Annotated in this window: 18 protein-coding genes and 1 pseudogene; 9 read left to right on the forward strand and 10 right to left on the reverse strand. The window is 45.2% G+C overall.

From position 1 onward, the window contains the following. Positions 1 to 71: 71 nt before the first annotated feature. From RT422_RS04430 to RT422_RS04460, 7 genes are all read right to left on the reverse strand, one after another. Positions 72 to 1,049, reverse strand: a complete 978-nt coding sequence (locus RT422_RS04430) for a MetQ/NlpA family ABC transporter substrate-binding protein (protein WP_313421457.1) — start codon at positions 1,047 to 1,049, stop codon at positions 72 to 74. 162 nt (positions 1,050 to 1,211) lie between these two features. Then, a complete protein-coding gene (locus tag RT422_RS04435) occupies positions 1,212 to 1,901 on the reverse strand; it encodes a methionine ABC transporter permease (protein WP_313421458.1) in 690 nt (229 codons plus the stop codon). A gap of 67 nt (positions 1,902 to 1,968) precedes the next feature. Next, positions 1,969 to 2,706: a methionine ABC transporter ATP-binding protein gene (locus tag RT422_RS04440; RefSeq protein WP_007115397.1), complete on the reverse strand. Its 738-nt coding sequence runs from the start codon at positions 2,704 to 2,706 to the stop codon at positions 1,969 to 1,971. Positions 2,707 to 2,875: 169 nt separating this feature from the next. Then, entirely contained in the window at positions 2,876 to 4,528 is a 1,653-nt protein-coding gene (locus tag RT422_RS04445) for a HAMP domain-containing sensor histidine kinase (protein WP_313421459.1), read from the reverse strand. A 169-nt stretch (positions 4,529 to 4,697) separates the two neighbouring features. Then, positions 4,698 to 5,435, reverse strand: coding sequence for a response regulator transcription factor (locus RT422_RS04450; RefSeq protein ID WP_050324975.1), 738 nt, complete (start codon positions 5,433 to 5,435; stop codon positions 4,698 to 4,700). Positions 5,436 to 5,737: 302 nt separating this feature from the next. Then, positions 5,738 to 8,920, reverse strand: coding sequence for an efflux RND transporter permease subunit (locus RT422_RS04455; RefSeq protein WP_313421460.1), 3,183 nt, complete (start codon positions 8,918 to 8,920; stop codon positions 5,738 to 5,740). Positions 8,921 to 8,999: 79 nt separating this feature from the next. Continuing rightward, complete coding sequence (locus RT422_RS04460) at positions 9,000 to 10,220, reverse strand: efflux RND transporter periplasmic adaptor subunit (protein ID WP_284034534.1); 1,221 nt, start codon at positions 10,218 to 10,220, stop codon at positions 9,000 to 9,002. Positions 10,221 to 10,708: 488 nt separating this feature from the next. Between RT422_RS04460 and pilG the strand changes: the two genes are divergently transcribed. The 9 genes and pseudogenes from pilG to RT422_RS04505 all read left to right on the forward strand — a co-directional run bounded on the left by pilG (position 10,709) and on the right by RT422_RS04505 (position 23,193). Beyond that, entirely contained in the window at positions 10,709 to 11,095 is a 387-nt protein-coding gene (gene pilG / locus RT422_RS04465) for a twitching motility response regulator PilG (RefSeq protein ID WP_050324978.1), read from the forward strand. A gap of 245 nt (positions 11,096 to 11,340) precedes the next feature. Beyond that, positions 11,341 to 11,703, forward strand: a complete 363-nt coding sequence (locus tag RT422_RS04470) for a PleD family two-component system response regulator (RefSeq protein ID WP_050324979.1) — start codon at positions 11,341 to 11,343, stop codon at positions 11,701 to 11,703. Positions 11,704 to 11,708: 5 nt separating this feature from the next. After that, positions 11,709 to 12,245, forward strand: coding sequence for a chemotaxis protein CheW (locus RT422_RS04475; RefSeq protein ID WP_313421462.1), 537 nt, complete (start codon positions 11,709 to 11,711; stop codon positions 12,243 to 12,245). Positions 12,246 to 12,664: 419 nt separating this feature from the next. After that, positions 12,665 to 13,699 (forward strand): annotated as a pseudogene (locus RT422_RS04480) (methyl-accepting chemotaxis protein); the annotation flags it as partial. Positions 13,700 to 13,782: 83 nt separating this feature from the next. After that, entirely contained in the window at positions 13,783 to 14,001 is a 219-nt protein-coding gene (locus RT422_RS04485; protein ID WP_313421463.1) for a hypothetical protein, read from the forward strand. 261 nt (positions 14,002 to 14,262) lie between these two features. Then, entirely contained in the window at positions 14,263 to 20,928 is a 6,666-nt protein-coding gene (locus tag RT422_RS04490; protein WP_313421464.1) for an Hpt domain-containing protein, read from the forward strand. Between the two features lie 32 nt (positions 20,929 to 20,960). Further along, a complete protein-coding gene (locus tag RT422_RS04495) occupies positions 20,961 to 21,911 on the forward strand; it encodes a chemotaxis protein CheB (RefSeq protein ID WP_082168274.1) in 951 nt (316 codons plus the stop codon). 56 nt (positions 21,912 to 21,967) lie between these two features. Continuing rightward, a complete protein-coding gene (locus RT422_RS04500) occupies positions 21,968 to 22,531 on the forward strand; it encodes a hypothetical protein (protein ID WP_065254125.1) in 564 nt (187 codons plus the stop codon). A 104-nt stretch (positions 22,532 to 22,635) separates the two neighbouring features. Further along, the gene (locus RT422_RS04505; RefSeq protein WP_313078402.1) at positions 22,636 to 23,193 is read left to right on the forward strand and encodes a cytochrome b; all 558 of its coding nucleotides are present in this window, start codon (positions 22,636 to 22,638) and stop codon (positions 23,191 to 23,193) included. A 104-nt stretch (positions 23,194 to 23,297) separates the two neighbouring features. On the opposite strand, the gene minE is transcribed toward RT422_RS04505, so the two are convergent. The 3 genes from minE to minC form a co-directional block, all read right to left on the reverse strand. After that, positions 23,298 to 23,573, reverse strand: a complete 276-nt coding sequence (minE, locus tag RT422_RS04510) for a cell division topological specificity factor MinE (protein ID WP_007115412.1) — start codon at positions 23,571 to 23,573, stop codon at positions 23,298 to 23,300. 3 nt (positions 23,574 to 23,576) lie between these two features. Further along, positions 23,577 to 24,389, reverse strand: a complete 813-nt coding sequence (minD, locus tag RT422_RS04515) for a septum site-determining protein MinD (RefSeq protein ID WP_036592750.1) — start codon at positions 24,387 to 24,389, stop codon at positions 23,577 to 23,579. A gap of 255 nt (positions 24,390 to 24,644) precedes the next feature. Continuing rightward, positions 24,645 to 25,667: a septum site-determining protein MinC gene (gene minC / locus RT422_RS04520; protein ID WP_313421465.1), complete on the reverse strand. Its 1,023-nt coding sequence runs from the start codon at positions 25,665 to 25,667 to the stop codon at positions 24,645 to 24,647. Positions 25,668 to 25,756 lie beyond the last annotated feature (89 nt).

Genomic DNA, 25,756 nt, shown 5'->3' on the forward strand with positions numbered 1-25,756 from the left:
TTGACCATAAAACATTCTAACCATAAAAAAAAGAAGCTTAATGCTTCTTTTTTTATGCTAGTAATTACCCATTATTTGGCAGCAGAGGCGGTCGCACTGGCAGCGGCTGGTGTCGCAGGGTTTTCACCCCAGATAGCTGGGTATTTATAACCTGGGAAAGTTTTGTGGGCGTATTGTTTAAATTCTTCTGAATTATACGCATTGGTCACGTCTTTTACCCATTGTGTGTCTTTGTCTTTGGTGCGAATCGCTGACCAGTTGACATACGCATAGCTGGGTTCTTGGAACAGCGCTTCAGTCAATTTGATACCTGAGCTGGTCGCATAGTTACCGTTGATGACTGCAAAGTCAACGTCAGAGCGTGCACGTGGTAATTGTGCGGCTTCTAGCTCTACCAATTTGATATTTTTTGGGTTTTCTGCGATATCATTTTTTGATGCGGTCAATGGGTCGATATTGGCTTTAAGTTTTACCCAACCTAGTTCGTTGAGCATCACCAGCGCGCGTGCAAAGTTGCTTGGATCGTTCGGTGCAGCCACGGTGGTACCGTCTTTGACTTGTTTTAGGTCATTTAATTTACCTGGATAGATGCCAAGCGGTGCGGTAGGCACTTGGAAGGCTTCAACGATATCTAGATTGTTGTCTTTTTTGAAGGTGTCGAGATAAGGTTTGTGTTGGAACACGTTGATATCAATATCGCCATCGGCTAAGGCTTTATTTGGGCGCACATAGTCAGAGAATTCAACCAGTCTGACTTTATAGCCTTGTTTTTCTAACTGGGGTTTGACAGAGTTTTTGACCATGTCACCAAAGTCGCCCACGGTAGTACCAATCACAATTTCAGATTTATTCGGGTCGATACCTGAGCTTGCTGCTGCTGTGGTAGTCGTTGAGCTTGCGGTAGTCGTGGTCGTAGTTGTGGTGGTGCTGGCTTGTGCTGTGGTTTCGTTTTTGCTTTCAGGTTTGCTACAACCGACTAGGGCAATCCCTGCCACCCCTACGGTTGCTAGCAGCTGCGCGATATGGCTTGATAAATGCGTTAATTTCATACCTTCCTCCAAAAATGAAAAAATAAACGGACAAAACAATCAGCTTACCTTAACATATTCATAAAAAAAATGTTATTGAGAGTTAACCTATGGATATGAAATTTTTTCATAATTCCTAGAAAAACCATCAATAACAATTTTTTAAACAGCCATCAGCTAAAATTAACGTTTATCCAGACGGTGCGCCAAAATATTACCGACTGATTGGATGATAATCACCATTACCACCAATAAAATCACCATAAAAATCATCACATCATTTTGGTAGCGGTTATAACCATAACGAATCGCCAAATCACCGAGACCGCCACCCCCAATCATACCCGCTGCCGCACTGTAAGAGAGTAAACTAATCATCAAGGTAGTAATACTTAAAATCAAACTTGAGCGTGACTCGACCAATAACACGTTACGAATAATCGTCCCAGTACTTGCACCCATTGATAACGCCGCTTCGATGATACCTTTTGGCACATCACGCAGATTTTGCTCAACGAGCCTAGCAAAGTAGAAGATACCGGCGACACTCAAAGCAAGCGATGCCGCAATTGGACCAATGGTAGTACCGACAACGAGGCGAGTGACAGGAATAATCACAATCATCAAAATCACAAACGGAAAAGCACGCATGATATTGGTAAAGTTGCCAAGTCCTGCATACAGCGATTTGTTGTCAGCGAGCTGATTTTTACTGGTCAAAAATAGCGCCACGCCGAGCAATGTACCAAAGATGACTGACGCAACCGTTGAGATACCCACCATAATCAGCGTTTCCCAAAACGCTTGCCAAATTTCTGCCTTCATCCCCAAAAGATTATCAACCGCGCTTTGCCAAGTTAATGTATTTGCCATGAAATTACCCAACGATTCAATTTAAAACTTAAAAGATTATCCAGCCATCAACGATGTTTTTGCGCCGTTAATCATCACTAATCAGCAGTTGCCCAATGGGCGTGGTGGCATGAATTTGCCCCGAATGTACGTCAGCGACTTCCAGTAATCTGCCTTTATCAAGCAGAGCAACGCGGTTGCACAGCTTGCGAATCACGGACATTTCATGAGTCACAATCACGATAGTGACGTTAAACTTGTCATTAATATCCTTGAGACAGGCTAACACCGATTTGGTGGTCGCAGGGTCGAGCGCCGAGGTGGGCTCATCGGCGAGCATTACATGAGGCTTGGGTGCTAACGCCCGTGCGATACCTGCCCGCTGTTTTTGACCGCCAGAGAGCTGGGCGGGATAGTGGTTGGCGCGATTGACCAAATCGACAATTTCAAGGCATTCCATCACCCGCGGCATGATGGCTGCTTTTTCCCAACCGGCAATTTCTAGGGCAAAGGCAATATTTTGTGCCACCGTGCGATTTGCCATCAGATTAAACTGCTGAAAAATCATCCCGATGTTTTGACGGGCATGGCGCAAATCGTGGGTGGATAGCGAAGTCAGCTCCTTGCCATCGATGGTGACAGTGCCGCTATCTGGGCGTTCAAGTAAATTAATCAAGCGTAGCAAGGTGGATTTGCCCGCGCCCGAATAACCCATCAAGCCAAAAATCTCGCCTTGTTGGATTGTGAGCGATGTCGGCTCTACCGCGGTAAACCAGTTGCCATCTTGGGTTTGGAAGCGTTTGGTAACGTTATCAATGGTAATCATGATAATAAAAAATTTTGCAGTGGCTAAAAGAAGGTAATTTTAGCACAGCTCGTCGTCAGCGTTTAGTCGCTTTAACGAATAAATAAATGCCGAATGGTATGTTTAATTAAATAATAGAAGAGAAAACCGAAAAAAATTGTGACAAAACTATAGGCAGAGATAAAAGCGGTTACGATTGGGTGATAGGTAATGTGACCAAAAAGCGGGTATGACCATGCACTGTGTCGGTGATAATACTACCGCCATGGGCTTTGACAATCTGCGCGACCAAAGATAGCCCGAGACCTGAACCTTTTTTCTCTTGTTGTAGCCGTACAAATGGGCTAAAAATATCGGTGCGTTTGTCTTTAGGAATGCCTGTACCTTGGTCGATAACCGCAATACACACCTGATGAAATTCTGGCAGGTGCACAATGTCAGATTTTTTACGTGAAAAAATAGACGATTTATTTTTTGGTTTATTAGTCAGTTTGCTCGAATTTGCTTCGCTAGCTGCTGTGTCCGTTGCTGTGTTTGTTACTGGGGGTATAGTGGTCGCTGACATCGTAGTATCAAAGGTGATGTCATCGCCGTTTGTAGGGGCACTGGTGGCATCTTTTATAGGGGCGGGGAAAGCTATTTCATCTTTTTGAGCATCGGTATCTTTTCCGGTATCGGTATGTTTTTGATTATCGGTATCTTTTGTACTCTCTTGCATCGCTGGTAGGGCATCAATTGCCAGTTGATTACCCGCATCATCAATGGCATACAGCTGTACGCTCACAGGTGGGACGCCATGAAGATGGGCATTGTCGAGCAAATTACGCACCAGGTGGGTGAGAAGTTTGGCTTGTCCTTGGATGATAATATGACCACCCGTAAAGCTAGCTTGGGGGTAGTGCTGAATCTCGTTTTTAATTAACTCATATAAATCGACGTCTTCTACTTTTTCTATCGCATGACCGGCATCCATACGACTGACGAGCAAAATACTTTCCACCAAATCATTAAGACCCGTTAAATCACGGTTGATGGCATCGGCACGTTTTTGTACTTTATCTTGTATTGTTTTGTCAAAATGACTTGCCAGCATGGTCATCATTTCAACTTGTAGACGAATACGGGTAATCGGTGTGCGAATCTCATGAGAAGCATGCGCTAACAGCAGTTTATTGGCATTCATCAAGGTTTCGATACGCTCGGCGGTTTGGTTAAAACCGCGTGCCAAAATGGTAATTTCATCGTTGCCCACGGGCGTGACACGGGCAGAGAAATCGCCATCACCCAGTTGGGTGATTTGCCGACTTAGCTGATTGATACGCCATGTCATGGTACGTGCAATCATCCATAACATGCCCGACATAATGAGCAGCAGTAGCAAGGTGCCTGTCAGTAAATTAATCGCGGGCGAAATCGCACGGCGGTTACTAAGTTTTGATTGGTATAACAGCACATAACCCGATTGGCTATTGACTTGAATTTCGGTCGGGTGTTTTGGATCATCTCTAGGAAACAAAGAGGAAAAAAATGGCGGGTTTGGGGGTAAAGTGGCAGGCAGCCCACGCATGATCATAATCGCTTCGCCACTTTTGCCATCGTATAGACCAAATTTGGCGTTGAGTGAATCGCTATAGATATTAAAACTACGACGTACGAGGGCAAGTAAATAACGGGTTTCGAGGTTTTTTTGTTGGTCTTGAGCGGTACGTAGCTCCACTAGTAGCGGGTCTAGCTGCTGGGTGACTTGGCTGGCAATGACTTGATGACGAGTATTGGCAGAGGTATCGTGTACCAAATGGCTTAAAACTACCATTGCCCCAGCAAAAATGACCAATGCCAGCATAACGCTGGCAAATAACTTGCTAAATACACTGTTAAATTTTATGCCGCTCAATCGCACACAGAATCCAGAAATCGTGGGTCATCACAGGGTATTATAATAGCTTTGCTAACATAAATGACCAAGTATGATGACCTTTTGCGTGTTAAATTTGTCAAGCAATCTTACACTCTTACACTTGGTCAGTGGCAAACTGATAGCCGACACCACGCACCGTGATAATGCGTTTTGGCTGGCGAGGATTGTCTTCAATCAGCGCACGCAGACGTGAAATATGCACATCGATGGCACGGTCGATGTTATCACTGCTGTCATCGTTTGGCATCGCATGCCACAGCTGTTCACGGCTCAGTACTTTACCTGAGTGGGTAGCAAAGTAATGTAATAATTGAAATTGGTGGGTGGTCAAACGCACCGGCTCATCATCAATCGTCACTTCATGACTATCTGGATAAACCTTTAAGCGACCAAATACTAAGTTATCTTCTTTTTGCTGGTGAAGCGGCAGGTCGTGACGGCGCATGACCGCACGGATACGCGCCAACAATTCACGCGGTTCAAATGGTTTTGAGACATAATCATCCGCGCCCATCTCAAGCCCCAATACGCGGTCAGTAGTGTCACCTTTGGCAGTGAGCATGATAATCGCCGTTTGCGCCAGACGGCTATCTTTGTGCTGACGAATACGTTGACATACTTGCATGCCATCCATATCCGGCAACATCAAATCTAAAATCACCAAATCAATGGATTTGGCAGGGTTAAATAGCATCTCTAACCCTTCTGTTGCGGTTGGGGCATGCTGAACCTCATAATAATTCATGCCCAAATATTCGCTAATCAACTCGGCTAAATCTGGATCATCCTCAATCAATAGTACGGTTTTAGTACCACTATTATTATCTTCCATCACCAACTCCAAAAAATCTCTAAAATAAATCAGTTGTTATTATTGCTTTTGCTTATCAAAGCCAGCATTCTATCATCAATCAAGAGCCTATAATCATAAGCAAGAGATTATTATCATAAAGCAAGAGACTGCCAATATGATAGTGTCTTACACAGTTTTATAAAACTTCTTAGCTGCCAATCATACAGCTATCAATCACACAGCCCAATTAATCCAATTAATGCATAGCCCAATTTAAAATTGTACTGGGCTACTCATTCTTAAGTTTCTTTACACTGTATAAAATTGTAATGAATTATTGCTTAAAGTGAGTCGTGGCGCTCTATCGCAGGGGGTTCTGCTTTCTTTTTAGCAAATAATCGCAAAAACCGCTGTTTGCCATCATCTAAATAGGTATAAATCACAGGCACCACAATCAAGGTCAATAAAGTTGAAGTAATCACCCCACCAATAATGGCGTGTGCCATCGGTGCTTGCTGCTCTGAACCTTCACCAATGCCCAGTGCCAGCGGTACCATCCCCATCACCATGGCAGCGGTAGTCATCAAAATTGGGCGCAGGCGCGTTTGCCCCGCGAGCATAATAGCTTCATTTCGGCTCAAACCCTTTGATAAAGATTCTTTAATAAAATCAATGAGCAAAATCGCATTTTTACACACCAATCCCATCAGCATGATAATACCGATGATAGAAAACATATTAAGACTAGAACCGAATAAAAATAACGCAAAGAACACCCCAATTAGCGATAATGGCAGCGACGCCATAATCGCCACAGGGTATAAGAAGCTATTAAACTGTGACCCTAACAACATATAAATAAACACAATTGCCAGTCCAAGTGCGGTTGTTGCGTAGCCAATGGATTCTGCCATGTCTTTATTAGAGCCTTGTACCGCAAAGCTGTAACCAGGTGGCAGTTTCATTTCGTTTTGGATTTTTGTGATATCCGCGCCGATATCACCTGCCGGTCTGCCGTCCGTGTTGGCTTGGACTACCACCTCACGAAACAGCGAACGGCGGTTGATTTGCGGTGCACCCAAGGTTTCACTAAAATTCGCCACTTGCGATAGCGGCACTAGCATCGGCTGACCATTTTGGTCCATACGGCTTGATGACAAGTACATGGATTGTAGCTGCGAGATGGTCTGGCGGTTGTCGTCATTTAAGCGCACGTTGACATCGATATTGTTGCCGTTGTCATCTTTAAAGGTGCTCACATTATCACCGGCCAGCAGTGGGCGTAATGCTTGTCCGATTTGTCCAATCGAAAGACCGGCATCATTTGCTGCTTCCCGGTTAATGGTGACATTGACCATTGATTTGGGCTGTTTAAGGGTACTTTCCAAATCTACCAAGCCATTGACGTTTGAGAGTTTTTGCATAAACTCATTGGATAAACGTTGCAGCTCAGTTAAATCATTGCCTTTGATGGATATCATAATCGGCTTAAGACCACCGCTGACCGCCATGGCAGCGGCCGCTACTGAGGTAACTTTAATACCGCCTACCTGCTGCAATTGCTCACGCATGGCACGGTTTAAGGCATCTAGTCCGCGCGTGCGCTCATCTTTAGGTACTAACGACACATTCACTTGTACCCGATTGTTACCGCTATAGGACATCGCATTAACCGTGGCATAAGTATTGGTAACTTCAGGAAAACTTTGTAATACCGCGTTGACTTGTGCTGCTTTTTGTTGGGTGTAGTCAAGATTGGCATTGACAGGTGTTTCAAATTTGACTTTGATTTCATTCATATCCGCTTGCGGGACAAATTCTTTGCCCACCAACCCCACGGCAAAAAACGCTGCAACCAGCGAGCCAATTGCAATAAGCACAGTTATCAAACGATGGCGTAAACTCCATGCAAGAATATGGCTATATAGATTGGTCAGCCGATCTAACAGGCGCTGAAACCCATCTAATAGCCAAGCAATCGGTCGCTTGCGAAATGAAACCCGTTCATTGACGCGGTCATGTTGGTGCGCGGCATCTGGGTCTGGCCAAATCGAAGACAACATCGGGTCAAGCGTGAAACTAACAAATAACGACAGCAATACAGCGGTAGAAACAGTCACACCAAACTGATAAAAAAAGCGTCCGATAATCCCGCCCATAAAAGCCACAGGTAAAAATACCGCCACAATCACCAGCGTCGTCGCTAGCACGGCAAGCCCGATTTCTTGGGTGCCATCAAGCGCCGCTTGGCGGTGATGTTTGCCCATACCCACATGGCGCACGATGTTTTCCCGCACCACAATCGCATCATCAATCAGCAGTCCGATACATAATGCCAGCGCTAGTAGGGTCATCATGTTGATGGAAAAACCAAACGTCCAAATCGCCGCTAAAGTACCGAGCAGCGAAATGGGCAGCGTCAATCCTGTGATAATGGTCGAGCGCCACGACCCTAAGAACAACCAAACAATAAACACCGCCAATATCGCCCCTTCAATCAAGGTACGCACCACATTATTTAACGAGCCACGAATACTTTTGGAGCTATCAGCGACCACCGTCATGGTGACACCTGGGGGTAGGGTCGCTTGGATTTCTGCCAGACGCTGCTGGGTTTTATCAACCACATCAATCACATTGGCGTCCGACATTTTGATAATATCCATTGCCACCGCAGGTTGACCATTTTGTAGCGACGCTGACTCAGCCTCGGCTTGTCCATCAACGACTTGGGCAACTTGCGATAAATACACAGGCACGGTAGCACCCGTGCTTGAACGATTTTGGGCGACAATGATTTGGTTAAACTCATTGGGTGTTTTGACCAACCCGTTAACTTGAATCACCATTTCTTGATTTTGATTATTGATAGTGCCGACAGGTAATTCGACGTTCTCTGAGCGTAGTGCATTGCTAATTTGATTGACTGAGACTTTATAGGCATTCATTTGGGTGGGATTGAGCAGCACACGGATTTGACGCTGCCGACCCCCCAAGATATCAACACGACCCACCCCTGTGACTGTTTGTAGCTGTTTTTTGACCGTGTTGTCTAAGTAAGTGGATAACTCCCGAAGCGACATTTTGTCAGAGCGAAACGTGACGGACACCACAGGCGCATCGGCAGGATTGTACTGCGCAACGATAGGCGTGGTGACTTCATCCCGAAAGGTGGGGGTCACCAGTGCCAATTTATCACGCACGTTTTGCGCGGCAACATCAGACGGGATATTTAAATCAAACTGCACGATAACTTGTGACAAGCCTTGTTGGGTGACGGAGGTCACTTCTTTGACACCGGCGATGGTATTGACTTGGTCTTCAATTTTTTTGGTAATGTCGGTTTCGATGACTTCAGGCGAAGCACCACTATAAACGGTATTGACCACCACAAAAGGGAATTCAATATTAGGAAATTCCTCAACTTTCATGCGAAATGTTGCCAGCAATCCAATGACCATCAGCGCGAGCATGATCATGGCAGCAAACACAGGATTGTTGATACTGACGCGGGTGAGCCACATAGCAAATTCCTAATACCAAAATTTTTAACAGTGAAATTTTTAACAATATTGAATGATTGAATGAAACACTATCAGTAGGTTATTTGAGCACGACTTTTTTACCCACATCATTGGCATTGAGATTTGCCACAATCACTGTGGTGTTAGGCTCGATGCCAGCAATTAAATACTGACTGGTATCGTCAAGGTGTTTGAGTACCTTGATAGGCTGTTTGGTAATCACATTGTCTTTACTGACCACCAAAATCGTGCCAGCTTCTAAGGTTGGATTTGTGGCGGATTGGTCGGTGGGTTTATTGGCTGCGCCTTTTGCTCTAGATTCTAGAACCACCGCTGACATAGGCACCAATACCCCAACTTGTGCAACCCCATAATTAAGCTTGCCTGTGGCATACATGCCCGGGCGAAGTCCAAGATTACGCTGAGAAGGCTTAACCGCGATATAAATGGTCAGTTGGCGAGTGGCGGCATCGACTTGGGGCGAAATGCGGCTAATTTGTCCGATGTACTGATTGGTTTGATTACTAATAGTAAAAGGCACTTGTTGACCAAGTTGTAGCTGTGTTTGTGCTTCGCTAGGGACATTGGCGGCAAACTCAAGTTTATTGGGGTCAATGATTTCCATCAAGGCTTGGTTTTGCGTGACTACCTGTCCGACATTGACGCTGCGGCTGCTGACAATCCCCGTGGTAGGGGCATAAATCGTGGTATCACCAAACATTTTTTGTGCACTACTTAATTGGGCTTGTTTGGCTTTGATGGCTTCACGCTGGGCAATGCTGTCTGCCACACTACGCTCATACTCTATTTGTGAGACAAAGCCTTGCTCGAGCAAAATTTTGTTGCGCTCAGCAAGTTTATTGGCGACGATGGCCTGTGCTTGGGCGGCAGCAACATCGGCTTGCGCTTGAGCGAGTTGGTTTTTACTATCACTGATATCAAGTCGCACCAGTGGCTCACCTTTTGCCACCGTTTTACCCACATCAGCGAGCACTTGCTGCACTTGCGCATTTACGGTTGATTGCACCACTGTGTGGTCTGAAGGCTGCAGTGTCCCTGTCACGGTGACACTCGGTTCAAATCGGTCTGCTTTGGCAGTGATGACATCAGCGGCTAATAGCTGAATTTCGTTATTGGCGATTTGCGTGGTGGCTGACGCGGTGGTGATTTGGGTCTTTTGGGTTGACAACGGGCTTTTGCTATCGTTTTGCTGTTTTTGGCAACCGCTCAAACTCATAACAGCGCTAGCCATAGCTAGGCTTAATGGTAAAACTTTGGTGATAAACTTCGGTGTTATCATGAAAGAGATGTCCTCAGCGCAAACAATCAACTTAAAAAAATATAAAACGATGTAGAAATAGCCAGTGCAATAAACTTTTCTAAGCTTATCTCAAGATGTGTCACTATCTCATGGAATCCGTGTATATTAACATGGGTGTATGGGCAATCTACAAAGCAGTCAATAGATCAAACCTGAATCATCATAGGATGTTAAAAATGAACGGTAAGTGCATCGATTTAAGCATACTTTGCAGCAAAAAAGTATGGTAGTATTTTAAAAATATCACCATACAGTTGGTTTGTAACTATACTGTATGAAATATTTGTTATATCTTATAAAAATTATTTAGAATAGCTTTGTTTAATTGTCAAAAATTGTACCAGTTGCTTTTGAGGGTTGAGGCATCATTTGATAGTTGCCCCAACGCCTATAACTTAAAGTTTTGAGCAATCGCTATAGGACAATGGGTAGCAAAATCGTAGCGAAACAACCATTAGGAAAATATTATGGATGCAAATTTTGAAGGCCTAAAAGTCATGATTATTGACGATTCAAAAACCATTCGTCGTACCGCAGAGACGTTACTTGCCAAAGCAGGCTGTGAGGTGACTACTGCCGTTGATGGCTTTGATGCGTTGGCAAAAATTGCGGATACCAACCCAGATTTGATTTTTGTCGATATCATGATGCCACGCCTCGACGGTTATCAGACTTGTTCACTAATCAAAAACAACGCAGATTTTGCTGCCACGCCCGTGATTATGCTGTCATCAAAAGATGGCTTGTTTGATAAAGCGCGCGGTCGTATCGTCGGCTCAGATGAGTACTTGACCAAACCATTTAGTAAAGAAGAGCTATTTGATACCATTGAACGTCATCGTCCTGCGTCTTAATGCGCTGTGCTTCTTCATGCGCTGGGTTGAAGCTAAACAGCATGCCATTGCTTGCAACTGTTGTTAACCCCTAAAGTCTGCAATCACTCGATATGACTGAAATATAAGCCCAGATTGCAACCTAGCTAGACGTAGATTTGGGATGCGTGTTTAGTTTAACCGTTGTGCTGTTGGGTTTTTATTCCCACCGACATACAAAACAGTAAAATATTAATGCAATCAATAATTAGTAAAAGGGTAAGTGTATGGCCAAAATCTTAGTAGTTGATGATTCACCATCAGAAATGGCAAAATTTCGAGATATTTTGACTCGTCATCAGCACGAAGTCATTGAAGCGCATACAGGCGAGGATGGAATTCAAAAAGCCAATGAGTTTTTCCCCGATGTGATTTTGATGGATGTGGTCATGCCAGAGATGAACGGCTTCCAAGCAACCCGCAAACTTACCCGTGATCCAAAAACCAGTCATATCCCTGTCATCATCATCAGTACTAAAAATCAAGAAGCTGACCGCGTCTGGGGCAAGCGCCAAGGCGCCAGGGATTATCTCAGCAAGCCGATTACAGAAGAAGCCTTAATCACTGTAATCTGCGCCGTGATGGAGTAGGTTTCGTGTCCTCAAACGGCTTTATCGAGCTTTTAAGACTCGCTAACCGCGGTATCAAACGACAAAAAGGTACCCACTTTGACCAAAGAAATCAGTGGCTAGGGGTCGCGTTTTTGCTAGGTGGCCACCACTTGGTAGCCCCACTCGGTGATGTGGCTGAGGTACTATCTTTGCCTGCCTATACCTCGGTGCCTTTGTCAAAACCTTGGCTACTAGGGATTGCCAATGTTCGGGGACGGTTATTACCGATTACCAATTTGTCGAACTTCTTAGGTTTACATCCATCAGGCTTAAACTATCAATCAGGCAATCAAAAGATTTTGGTAATTGATCAACCCAAGCTGTTTAGTGGCTTACAAGTTGATGAGGTATTGGGTATCCAAACCTTTAGTCGTGGGCAATATCAGCCTATCGAGATGCCGAACGATTCGCCGCTCGCGCAGTATACGCATGGTCGTTTTAGACAAAACGAGCAGATTTGGTATGTGTTTATGCCAAGCTTATTGGCGCAAGACACGCGTTATTTAGAAGCAGCGTTATAACCTAATTTTCTAACTCATTAAAACAATTGAGAGTTTACCATATCATGGATACTAAAACTTCGACCCTAAGTACCAATACCAACTCCCCTGTCGCGGTCGGGCCTGGCAAGAGTAATTATCGTTTGAATAAAGGGGACTCAATCAACTGGATTATTTGGGCAAGTATTTGTGGTGGTGTTGCTAGTTTGGCATTTATTTATCGACTCTACCAATTGATGATTTTGGTACGTCAACAGAATAGTGTTGCCCATAATTTTTTGACGATTTGGTTGCCCTCTATTTTGATTGTATTAGGCGTCATTGGGGCAATTTACTTTTTGACCCGCCAGATTAATGCTAAAACCTCTCGAGAGAAGGCAGAAGGTGAGCGTGAAACGCTGCGTCAACGTCATGAGATGGAAGTTGAATCTGAGCGTGCCCGCAGAATCCAAGAAGAAAACGAACGTAACCAAATGGCGATTTTGCGTTTGCTTGATGAGTTAGGCGATTTAGCGGAAGGTGACTTGACCGTGAACGCGACAGTCTCAGAAGACTTTACAGGGGCGATTGCAGACTCGGTTAACTTTGCGATTGACCAATTGCGTCAACTGGTTTCTGCGATTAACGTCACTGCAGAGCGAGTCGCGCGCGCCTCTGACCAAACACAGGCAACGGCAGTTGAACTAGCCCAAGCCTCTGAAAGCCAAGCGCAAGAAATTGCGGGAGCCTCTGCAGCGATTAATGAGATGGCGGTGTCGATTGACCAAGTATCGTCAAATGCCGCCGAATCTGCTGCGGTTGCGGACCGTTCGGTTGCGATTGCCTATAACGGGGCAGAAGTGGTACAACGTACTATCGATGGTATGAATACCATTCGTGACCAGATTCAAGAAACTTCAAAACGTATTAAGCGCCTCGGTGAATCATCGCAAGAGATCGGCGATATCGTTGGACTGATTAATGACATTGCTGACCAAACCAACATCCTTGCGTTGAATGCAGCGATTCAGGCATCAATGGCGGGTGAAGCAGGGCGTGGTTTTGCGGTTGTTGCTGACGAGGTACAGCGCCTAGCAGAACGTTCAGCCACAGCGACCAAACAGATTGAAACACTGGTTAAAACCATTCAGGCAGATACGAACGAAGCCGTGATGTCGATGGAATCAACCACGGCAGAAGTTGTACGCGGTGCGAAACTTGCAAAAGATGCGGGTGAGGCGCTTGAAGAAGTACAAACTGTATCGAACAACTTGGCATCATTGATTCAGAGTATCTCAAATGCGGCGCGTCTGCAGGCAGCCTCAGCGGGTCATATTTCAAATACCATGAACATCATTCAAGATATTACCTCGCAAACCACATCAGGTACCATGGCAACCGCTCGTTCAATCGGTCAGCTTAATGAAATGGCGGCAGCGCTGCAAGAATCAGTATCGGGCTTTAAATTGCCAGATGATGCTTTAGCAAGCGCTTAATGGTCAGTTAGGTTTGGTAATCAATAGTTAGCTAAAAGTAAGGGGTGGTTTTAACCACCTTTCTTTTTATGTAGCTAGCTCTTATGTGTGTTAGATCAGGCGTTGCACGCTGTGGTTTTGATCACCAGCTTAAAGACGTTGGCAGGGATAAATTTTCGCTAATTCCTACAATAAAATCGCAATGGCATTTTTTTAGCAAAAATTTGGTAGATGCGCAGCAACCGATGCCTTTAGAGGCAGGTCAATACCAACTGGTTGCCCGCAACAATGTGTTAATTGATGATTTTCGGCAATTTGAGTAGCGCGATATCGTGCGTTATTTGATTGCAAAACGGTTGTCCTAGATTGGCTCAAAGCATTGGCAAATATCGCAGCGCGAATGGGTGAACATTATAACTTATAAAACATTATAACTTATAAAAGGTATCAACCTGAGTTGACGCCAGACAGCGGGTAAGTTATTTTAAGTGATATAAGAAATTAATAAACGACTGCGTTACAGCTACCTTAAAATCGAGAAAAATCGTCATCGTTTTTGACAGTCGTTGTCCTAGGAATATGGTATGAGTAAACAACGTAATTTGATCGCCTTAGACTGGTTGATGCCTGTTTTAAAAGACGTATTTGGCGAGCTTAACCAGTTGCTACAACGACATGACGCGCAGCCAGCGTGGCAGTTAATCGGTCAACATTTGCACCAAATCACCGGTGCGCTCGCGCTTGCCAACCAGCCTGCCTTATCAAAACTGGCGAAAACGCTTGATAAAACCACTATCGCCATTCAGCAAGAGACTTTATCCCCGCAGTATTTTAGTCAAATCAGCCATGCGGTGAAATTGCTGCAATTTGACATTGAACAAGTACAAGCTAAACAGCAGATTCATACCGATTGGGTCAATGACCGAATCGCTTATTTTGAGCAGCTGCTTGGCATAGCATCAACTTATGAGCCCATCCAAGATGCTGCAAACAATACTTTATTATTTTTAAGCCAATTAGCCACGCCAGACATCAAACACCCATGGGACAGTGCCCAAGCCGATGAGTTACTCAAAGTCTGGCGTTATAACAGTTTGCAACTACTACAAAACGCGACCAACGATAGCAAACATTTAGATGCGCTGAGCAAAGTTGCGGGCTATTTGTCCCAGGCTGCTATCAATCCTGCCTGGCGTCAATTTTGGCAGTTGGTCGCGGTTTGGTGCAATAATCTAACCATCAATGAGCAACCTGCGCCAACCGCTAATGCTTCGCTGTTAAACAGTCTGTCATTGCTGCTGACGCATGATTTGACTCTCACCCCTGATATTACCGTGTCGCGTCTGGCAGTTGATGTGTTGTTAGCGCTCAATGCGTTAACCCATAAATCGCATGATACTAAAGCCCTGCTATCAAGCTTGGATATCAATAGTAGTGACACGCTTGATAATCTATTTAGTCAAGTATTAGAAAAATTTGAAAAAATTATTTACCAAGTGCATGAGCCGCTCACCATTTTGCCGCTGCTTGAATCGGTCAAAAACAGTTTGGCAAATCGCGGTTGGGTGTTTTATGAAAACCAAATGGCGCAAATTATCGATGACGTGCGCTTGATGACGCAAGATACTTTTATGGCGTCATCACTCAGTTGGCAGGTAGAACGCCAGCTGCAAGATGTTCATAGCCAGTTGTTGTCAACGGTTGAAATCCTTGATAGCCAAATTGGCTTAAAGCATTTTGCCTATGCCAGCAATCCGCAAAATGAAGCGGTGCGCCAAACGCGCGTGCATATTGAACATATCAAACAGTCGTTTAATCAATATATCCAAACCCGTGATTTAAATAAACTAACTGTCAATGACGAATTGATTGCCACTATTCAAGTTTTTGGGGCATTAGGATTAACACGTCCCAAAGAATTGGTCGAGCAAATTCGCTTATTATTTAGTCGTATGCATAAAAATTCGGTACAGGTATTAAGCGCGGAAGCCAGTGATGCCATCGCCGACATGCTTGCCCGCTTTGAGCTATTTTTGGATTATTTATCCAATCAGTCTGTTAATGAAGAATTTTTGGATCAAACCCAAACTCAGCTTAACCGTGCCAATTTATTGCTTAATCGCTTAATCGAAATGCCATTAACCGCCGCCGAAGTGATAGCGCCAACCAAGCACTTTGGCAGTGATACGGTGATTTACGATGATGGAGGCGAATATATTGCCAGTGATATGAAAGCACCAACACAAGTGCTAGCTACGGCTTCAGAAGCGCCTATCAAGCAAACGGCTGTCACGCAAACGACTGGCGTGCAAGAATCGCAAGCGCTAGCGGCTGCGAGGCAAGCCCTCAAAGCTGATGACTATAGTATGGATGAAGATATCCGAGATATTTTTATTGAAGAGGCGCAAGAAGTCCTTGCTGAGTTGGGTGAGCAAATTCTGGTATGGGAAGTGGACCCTCGTGAATTAGTCGCGCTCAAAGATATCCGCCGAGGTTTTCATACCTTAAAAGGCTCAGGTCGTATGGTGGGCGCTCATCAAATTGGTGAGATGTGCTGGGCAGTAGAAAACATGCTCAACCGTGTGCTAGATGGTACTTTAGCGGTTAGTGATGCGTTAGTGGGCTTTATCAAAGATACCCATCGCAAACTGCCGATATTGGTTGAAGATTTTCAGCAGCGGCGGGCGCCAAGTATTGACCCTGCGGTTACGGTATTGCAAGCGACTAATCTATTACAGCAGCAGCCGATTAACACAGGTCTGCCAGAAACCAATGGCTTAGATAGCCTTGTACCAGTCAGTGCTAATGAGGCTAAAGACAGTGATAATATGGCTCAAGGCATTGAGGTTGCAAGTGACACTGCGCCATCAACTACAGGGGATATTCATGCCTTACCTGAGGTGGTGGCTCGCGAATATGAACAGCTAACGACGGTCACAGATGCGGTCAGCGATGCCGATATTCAAGAAATTTATATCGAAGAAGCCAATGAAGTGATTGAGACGATTGTCCCGCTTAACGCAGCTTGGCAAGCCAAGCCCGATGATTTTGATACCTTAAAAGAAATCCGCCGAGGGTTTCATACCTTAAAAGGCTCAGGTCGCATGGTTGGCGCCAATCAGCTAGGGGAGCTTGCTTGGTCGATTGAAAACATGCTCAATCGCGTGCTTGATCATACCATAGCGGTTGATGAGGGGGTTTCACACCTAGTTGCTGATGTCATTGACGCATTTGCTGGACTCATCACGATTTTTGCCCAAAATCGTACAGACTATCCAGCGGTGATTAAACTGTGGCAAGCTGTCGCTAATAGCTATGCCAAAAAACATGGCGACAGCTTTAGCTACCCTCAAGTCTTGTCCGCCTTTATGGGGCAGGGGGCCGCCTCGCCGAGTGCGTCACACACAGATGCGGCACTCTCGTCTGGTCACGCCACCGCACAAACGCAAGCGCTACAGGATGTCAGTGGCATTAGTGACATCAGTAGTGAAATGGATGTCGCTGATGACGTATTTATTGAAGAAGCAGACGAGTTATTGGTCAATATTGATAACTTTATCACCCACCATTTGGGTGAGCCTGCAACGCATGTGCCTGATGCCATATTACGCGCATTCCATACCTTGCGTGGTGGGGCAGCCCTGATTGAACTTAACAATGTTTATCGCTTAAGCGCAGCGGTAGAAAAAGTATTGGGCGACTTATTACATAATGAAATGCCGCTGACGGCTCGCCAGTTATTGACCCTGCAAGAGGCCACAGATCTACTGCGAACCTACATTGATGAGCATAAAATCCATCATGATGTAACGGTTATAGAAGATAACAATGACATTGTTGCCGACTTGGTTGAGCGTCTAACCGATGCCAATACTGAGCCTCATGAAAGCAGCAAACTGACAGTCAAAGACCTGATGGCGCTTGGGATTGATGACTTACTCGCTGCCGATCAGCAAGCGCAAGCTAAGTTTGCTGGCGAGAATGAACAAGTTATTGCCTATGCCCAGCAGCTTGAACAACAGGCAGCAAGGCTTGCGCAGGCGTCTGCAGGTTTGAGCTATTTTATCATTCCAAGCACCTTACAGTTTGCCTATAAAAAACTCGCTGATTATCCGCAATTTGCCAAAAACGAAGATATTTATGATGCCTTAATGGGCGTACACAATCAGCTCATCAATATGTTTGACACCATTGCAGCAGGCCTGCGCGTCAATATCGATGAAGAGGCGATTGAAACCTTAAGAAAATTATTGGCAAAAAATCAGTACCAAGCCGAGATGGATGCTATCGAGTACCAACCAGTTGCTACCGATGATGAACTATTGCAAATTTTCTTGGATGAAGTGCAAACCATTCAGCCCGACGTGCAAAATTACTACGACCAATGGCTCAATAACCTTAGCAATTTAGCGGTCACCAAAGAACTATCTAATTATATGCACATGTTAAAAGGGGGTGCAGAGCTACTCGGGGTAACGAGTATTGCCGAGATGGCGCTACGTGGTGAGCAAGTGTATGACGCCATTAATAAAGGTATTTTAGCGAGTGATGCCGATACTGCTTCATTGCTGCAAAAGCTGCATGAAACCATTGCCTCGCAGCTCAAGCAAGTTCGACAATTTAATCGCTCCTTCAATGCCAGCGACTTTGCCCACCAAATTGATGAGGTTATCGCTGGTACAGTGCAAAGCCGAGACTTGGTATTTGCAGTGCCGATGATTGTTGAAGCCAATCCTGAAGAGTTGATGGAGCAAAAACAACTTGCCCAAGAGGGTGATAGCGCGATTGCAAAAAATGACCCACTCTACATCGAAGAAATTATTAACAACTTTGAAGGGCGTCGTTTAGAGACTTGGAAAGGTCAAGAGCCTGACGAAGATATCTTAAAAATTTATCTTGAAGAAGCCAAAGAGCTGATCGATAGCAGCAGCCAGCATCTACAAGAATTCCGTAGTAATAACAGTGATCTTGCAGCCTTACAAGCCTTGCAACGTGAATTGCACACCATCAAAGGTGGCGCAAGAATGGTCGGAGCTGAAGGGATTGCCACGTTAGCTCACGAAATGGAAACCATCTACGAAGAGCTAGGCAGCCGCCGCAAACCTGCGACGCGTATGATTGGCAACCTATTGGCCGTGTGTCATGACTGGTTAGCAAATGCGATTTATGTATTAGAGAATAAATTTAACCCACAAACGCCTGTGGCGTTGGTTGCAGCGCTGCAACAATTCTCGCAAAAACCTGATAGCTTAAAAGAAATCCCCAATGCTAACCTAGCCAGCCAAATTGAGCAAATTGATATCTATCGCAGTAGTTTGGGACAAGACACGTTAGAAGTCAAACAGCGCGACCTAAGCGTCATGCCGCTGATGACGGGTAACTTTGAATCTGAGCAAGATCAATCGAGCCTTCATGCTGAGACGCTTAGGATTTCTGCAAGTACCATGGAGCGCATGATTAACCTATCAGGCGAGTCCGCGATTAACCGCTCGCGAATCGAGATGGGTATATCAAGTCTGTCGAACAATATCGAAGAGATGGGCGCAACTGTACAGCGTCTAGCAGATCAGCTACGCCGTATGGAAACAGAGCTTGAGATTCAAATCTTGTCACAAATCGGTGATGAGCATGCGTTAGAAAGTGACTTTGACCCGTTAGAGATGGACCAATATTCAGCGCTCAACCAATTGTCAAAATCGCTCTCAGAATCGGCATCGGACTTGTTAGACATCAAAACGACCATGCTCGATAAAACCCGTGAAACCGAAAACTTGCTACTGCAGTTATCACGCACCCAGACTGATTTACAAGAAGGGTTGATGGACTCACGTACTGTGCCATTCTCGCGTATCACGCCACGTCTGCAACGGGTCGTCCGTCAAATAGCAACCGAACTGGGTAAATCTGTTGAACTGCGAATCCTAAACGATGAAGGTGAAATTGACCGTAATATCCTTGAGCGTATTACCTCGCCGCTTGAGCATATGCTACGTAACGCCGTTGACCATGGTATTGAAAAATCGCAAGAACGTATTGAAAGTGGTAAATCAAGAACAGGCTTAATCACGCTTGAAGTGCTGCGTGAAGGCGGTGAAATCGTTATCAACTTAACCGATGATGGACGCGGTATTAATGTCAATGCCGTACGCGAAAAAGCGATTGAGCAAGGCTTGATTTCTGCCAAAGATACCAGTCTAAAGACACTGGATATCATGCAATATATCTTTAACGCGGGTCTATCCACCGCCAAATCCGTATCACAAATCTCGGGTCGTGGTGTCGGTATGGATGTGGTACAAAGCGAAGTCAAGCAGTTAGGGGGGGTAGTAACCGTCGACTCTGAGCCTGGCAGAGGCTCACGCTTTACCATGCGTCTACCATTGACAGTTGCGGTGTCTGATGCCTTGATGGTGAGGGCAGGGGATAAATACTTTGCTGTACCATTGGTGCAAATTGAACGTGTGATGCGTGTTAATATCGATGCGATTGCTAATTTTTATACCACGAATGCCGATACTATCAATATCGATGGACAAGCCTATCGTTTGCGCTATCTTAATCAGATTTTGTACGGCAGTGACCCGGTGGATGCACTAGCGCACCAGTCAAGCAGTGTGCCAGTGATTATTATTCGTACGGACTTAGGTCAGCGCATGGCGCTACAAGTGGATATGATTGCAGGCTCTCGTATTGAAGTGGTCGTCAAACCGCTCGGTCGTCAGCTCTCCCATATCGATGGAATTTCTTCTGCCACCATCATGGGTGATGGTTCGGTTATGCTCATTCTTGACTTGGTGGCATTGATGCGTAATGTCAGCAACATTACCAAAGTCGAGCTGCAAAAAGCCAATAAAGCGGCCAAACGAGCGCACAAACCGCTGGTATTGATTGTGGATGACTCAGTAACCGTGCGCAAAGTCACCTCGCGCTTACTAGAACGTCACGGCTATGAGGCCCAAGTGGCAACAGATGGTATTGATGCGCTAGAAAAACTGCAAGAAATGCTACCTGAAGTCATTGTATTGGATATTGAGATGCCACGTATGGACGGCTTTGAAGTGGCCAACCATATTCGCCATAATTCACGGCTCCAGCATATCCCTATTGTCATGATTACATCGCGTACCGGTGAAAAACACCGTGAACGCGCGTTTGATATCGGGGTGAATGAATACATGGGTAAACCATTCCAAGAACAAATGCTGTTAGACACGTTAGCGCGCTTTACCCAACAAGCAAAAACTGACTAAGCCGACTGGCCAGGTAAAGGATACAATCATTCATGCTGTCAAAGTACCCACCGCTGCGATTTTTTATCGTTGCTGAGGAAAATCAGCAACGGCTCGCCTTTAGCGATACCATTCGTTCTTGGGGATTTGAAATCGTGGCATGCTTGGCAGCATCACAGCTGTTCGAAAAACATTTTCAGCAAAAAGTTGATGTGTGGCTAATCGATACCCCAGACGATTACGCCGTCATTCAAAATGTTGAAAAACAACAGAATGTCAATTTGACTAAGGTTGTGCTGCTGGGCTTTGTCACTGCGCCTTATATCAATGAAAGTCTGCTATATGCCAAATGGCAACGCCAACTCAAGCGAAAAATTGCCAACATGCTAGAACGTAGCGATTTGTTAGAGCCCTATGATGCTGCCAAGAGCGAAATCAAACCCTGGAAATATGTGGTGTTGCTCGCAGCCTCGATGGGCGGACCGCTGGCGATTAAGGAATTTTTAGATAATTTGCCCGAAGATTTACCAGTGGCGCTGTTACTAGCGCAGCACTTTAACCAAAATACGCTAAACACCTTGCCAAGAATTTTAAATCGTCACAATGAGTGGCGCTGTGACATAGTGACCAATACCCAGCAATTATTGACAGGACGTTGTTTGATTTTACCGATTGAACACAGCGTGGTGTGTGATTCCAATGGACGGGTGATTTTGCAGCGTAAACCTTGGCAAGGCAGTTACAAACCGCCAATCAGTGACGTCATGCGTAACTGCAGTGAAGCGTTTGGCAATAATTTAATCACTATTGTGTTCTCTGGTATGGGCAATGATGGCAGTGATGTGGCAGCGACGGTCAAAAAAAATGGCAGCATTATTTGGGCGCAATCCCCTGACAGTAGCACCTGCGCGAGCCAGCCACAAAGCATGATTGAAAGCAACCAAGTCACTTTTGTTGGCACCCCTAAGCAGTTAGCTCAGCAGCTAATCGCCTTGTGTGGCTAATACGGCAGGCTAGCAGCGACCCCTAAACTTCTTATTAATCAGTAAATGAGCAGGCTATGGCAAACGATTTAAACCGTTATTTTAAGCAAGATGAGGATGTAGGCGTCCTAAGTATCACCACAGGTCAATTAACCATTGCTCGAATTCCTTCTAGCAGTTCGCCTGACTGGATTGTGCCGCAAGCTTTGATTTTGAGCATTGATAACTATGATGAGCGCATCTGGAATTATATTTGGCGCGGTCAAGAAGTGCCGGTGTATCACTTGTTGCCAAAAGATGATAAGCCCACCCACTTAGTGGTGTTAGAAAGCGTCACCGATATCCATCGGATTGCCTTGCAGATTCATGGCGAAGTGACTTTTCATTCTGTGCGTATTGCTGATCTCAAAGACGCTGATGACGCGACTTACCAAGCTGAATTAGCGACTCACTACCCTGACTTATTAGCCGCCTTAAACGCGCCAGATGATGAGGTCGTCGAGCGCTCACGCGCACCGAATTTGGCAGACTATAGCTTACAGCAGGACTATATTTTTCAGCCAGTCATGTTGGCAGGTGAGCTATGTGTGGTGCCAGATTTGGACAAGCTCTCGCATTTCTTGGTGGATTTAGATAGTTAGACGCAGTCCGCCTTTGTGCTATTTTGCCAACAGTCTGTTACTTTTATTTTGCCCAAACATTGCTAGAATAACCCAAAACAAATCATGATAAGGTAAAATTCATTATGGCATTATTTCCTGCAAATGAAGCGCCACAGCCGATTGCCCCACACGGTATCAACAAATGGTCGCTATCGTCACGTATTTTCCATTGGATTAGCGTGGTATTGTTGATTGCGACTTGGGCAATGATTGAGCTGAATGAAGATGCAACTGACTTTACCTATTTTGATTTGCATAAAGCGTTTGGACTCAGTGTGTTATTTTGGACAGTAGGTCGGATTATCAATCGTTTTGTCACCAAAGCACCTGCCGATGTGCCGATGCCAAAATGGCAAAATAAACTATCGCATTTAACGCATTTGGCACTGTACTTGATTTTACTTGCCATGCCTTTGGCGGGCTGGTTTTCTGTTATGTTTGATGGGGAAGGGGTGAGTATGTTTGGGCTGTTTGATATCCCAGCCTTTGTCAGTGAAAACAGTGATTTGTCAGGCACGTTAGAAAAAATTCATAAAAATCTGTTGTGGACGTTGCTGCTGGTGTTCACGGCCTTGCATGTCATCGGCGCGCTGTATCACCAATTTATCCAAAAAGACCATTTGATTCGCCGTATGCGCTAAGTTAGCCCATAGTATAAAAAAGCCCATGTCATCATGGGCTTTTTAGTAACAATTTTTTCAATGCAACCTAGATTAGAACCAATCTAGATTAAGCGCAATATGAATTATTGGCGTGTACTATCAGGCAAGCTGATATTCATCTCCAGCACTTCCATGTTTGCTTCATTGTGATGTTGAATATTGACGTCATCAATGTTAACACCTGACACGTAGGTATTGACCACGGCCAAAATCTCACGTTTCATTTTTTCGATACGCTCTGGGGTTAACCGATTGTGCAAGCGGTTTTCGCTAGCAACGATGACCTTTAGGCGCTCTGCGGCAGTATTGGCACTGTTTGACTTTTGCTCACCGCCAAATAAATTACTCCAAAATCCCATAGCCTAACCTCCAAACCAGCGTTGTAGGAAGCTTTTCTTCTTCACCTCGATATGGCGATAGGGACGTTCTTCCCCTAAGAAACGAGCGACCATGTCATCATAAGTTTGACCGGCTTTTGAATTTTGATCTAGCACCACAGGCACACCTTGGTTTGATGCCTCAAGTACGCTATTGCTTTCAGGAATCACGCCAAGTAGTGGCACTTTTAGGATGTCATTAGAGATGCTGTTGATATCCATCATCTCGCCGCGCTCAGCACGCTCAGCGTTGTAGCGGTTGATGACCAAGTGCTCACGTACCACGCCTGTACCTTCTTCAACTTTTTTAGTACGGCTTTGCAAAATGCCGATGATACGGTCTGAGTCACGCACCGACGAGATTTCTGGGTTGGTCACGATGATGGCTTCATCGGCATGGTACATAGCTAGCTGGGCACCGCGCTCGATACCAGCGGGCGAGTCACACACGATGTAGTCAAATTGTTTGGCTAACTCATTAATGACTTCGGCGACTCCTTCATCTGTCAAGGCGTCTTTGTCGCGGGTTTGGCTGGCAGGTAAGATAAACAAATTATTGAGCTGTTTGTCTTTTACCAAAGCTTGGGACAGGCGCGCGTTCCCTGAGATAACATCAACAAAGTCATACACGATGCGGTTTTCGCAGCCCATAATGAGGTCAAGATTTCTAAGACCCACGTCAAAGTCAATCACCACAGTTTTAAAGCCGCGAAGGGCTAGACCTGTAGCGAAAGAGGCGCTAGTGGTGGTTTTGCCTACCCCGCCTTTTCCTGAAGTTACAACAACGATTTTTGCCACTTTGGCATACTCCTATTCATAGCACGGTGTCAGTGAGGCTGTATTGGATAATCATCAAGCCATACACACATTCACGCTAAACTGGTTTGAAAAATATGGATATAAATTAACGTAAATCGTTAAAAGTTAAGGCTTAAATTTTAGTTAGCCCAAATTTGGTTAATTGGACTAGTTTAGCATAAAAAACTTTTCGAAGTTAATCGAGAGATTGGCGATTTTTGCATAGATTATGGTATAGGGTTGTTTGGGTGATTATCATTCCATCAATTCAAAGACCAACCCTTGACCATCAAGGTAGCTGACTTGTACCGCTTTATCCAAATACTCGGTGGAAATATTTTCTTTTAGGCAATAAGTCCCCGCAACTGATACCAGTGACGGATTAAAACGCAAACAGAATATTTTGGCATTGGTGTCGCCCGTCGCCCCTGCGACCAATCGCCCTTCGGCTTTGCCATACACGTGTAGGCTATAATCGGTAATCGCTTCCGCGCCGGCATTGATGCCTTTGGTCAAAATCACGTCACCCCCAACATGATTGATACTTTGACCTGAGCGCAAAATTTGACTATGCACCAAATCGCCTTCAAGCTGCGATTGGTGATGCGGTGAGGCGACAAATTTGTCAGGTGCAGCTGCGGTCTCATTGATTGTGGTCTCATTGCTTGCGGTATTATTGGCTGCGATATCATTGGCGGTTTGGTGGAGAGTGGCAGCATGGGTGGGTCGTTTGGTCGCTTGACTGTCGGATGCGGGTGATTGGGTAGGGGGCTGCGCCACGTGTTGAGACGATGGGGTAGTTGCTGTGCTATCTGGCTTGCGCTCACTGCCCGTCGCCACATTTTTTGGTGATTTGCCGTCAATGCGCTGCCCATCTGCTGGAAAAATGGCAATGCGAAGCTCATTGGCTTGGGCGTCATTGGCGCCTGTGACCAACCCAATCGGCTGTAACCCTAGTGCCCATAAGCCGCCCCAAAGCTGCGCTAAATTTAACGGGTGATGACAGCTGACAATCACCGGTAAGTTGGACTGGCGTTGACGACCTAGCTTTTGTGCAATCTTTGTCAAAATTACTTTGATATCATTGCCTTCAATATTTAGGCGGGTAAAATTCAGTAGTCTGCCAGTGAGTTTCACGCTAGTGACTACAGGGTCGGTGGGTAATGGGTTGGCTGGCTGCTGACTTTGCGGTGAATCCTGCTCTGATAGGTTAGGTAGGTTTTGTAATTTTTGTGATGAACTATATTGGGTCAAGTCAAGGGCAGCGGGCTGTGTCATGAAAAACCTTTTTATAATAACTTTTTATACATCAAAATCGATTCATACCGCATATTAGCAAGTATTATTTAAAACAACAACCATTCACC

It is taken from the genome of Moraxella sp. CTOTU49803 (assembly GCF_032097965.1).
GTDB lineage: Bacteria > Pseudomonadota > Gammaproteobacteria > Pseudomonadales > Moraxellaceae > Faucicola > Faucicola tetraodonis.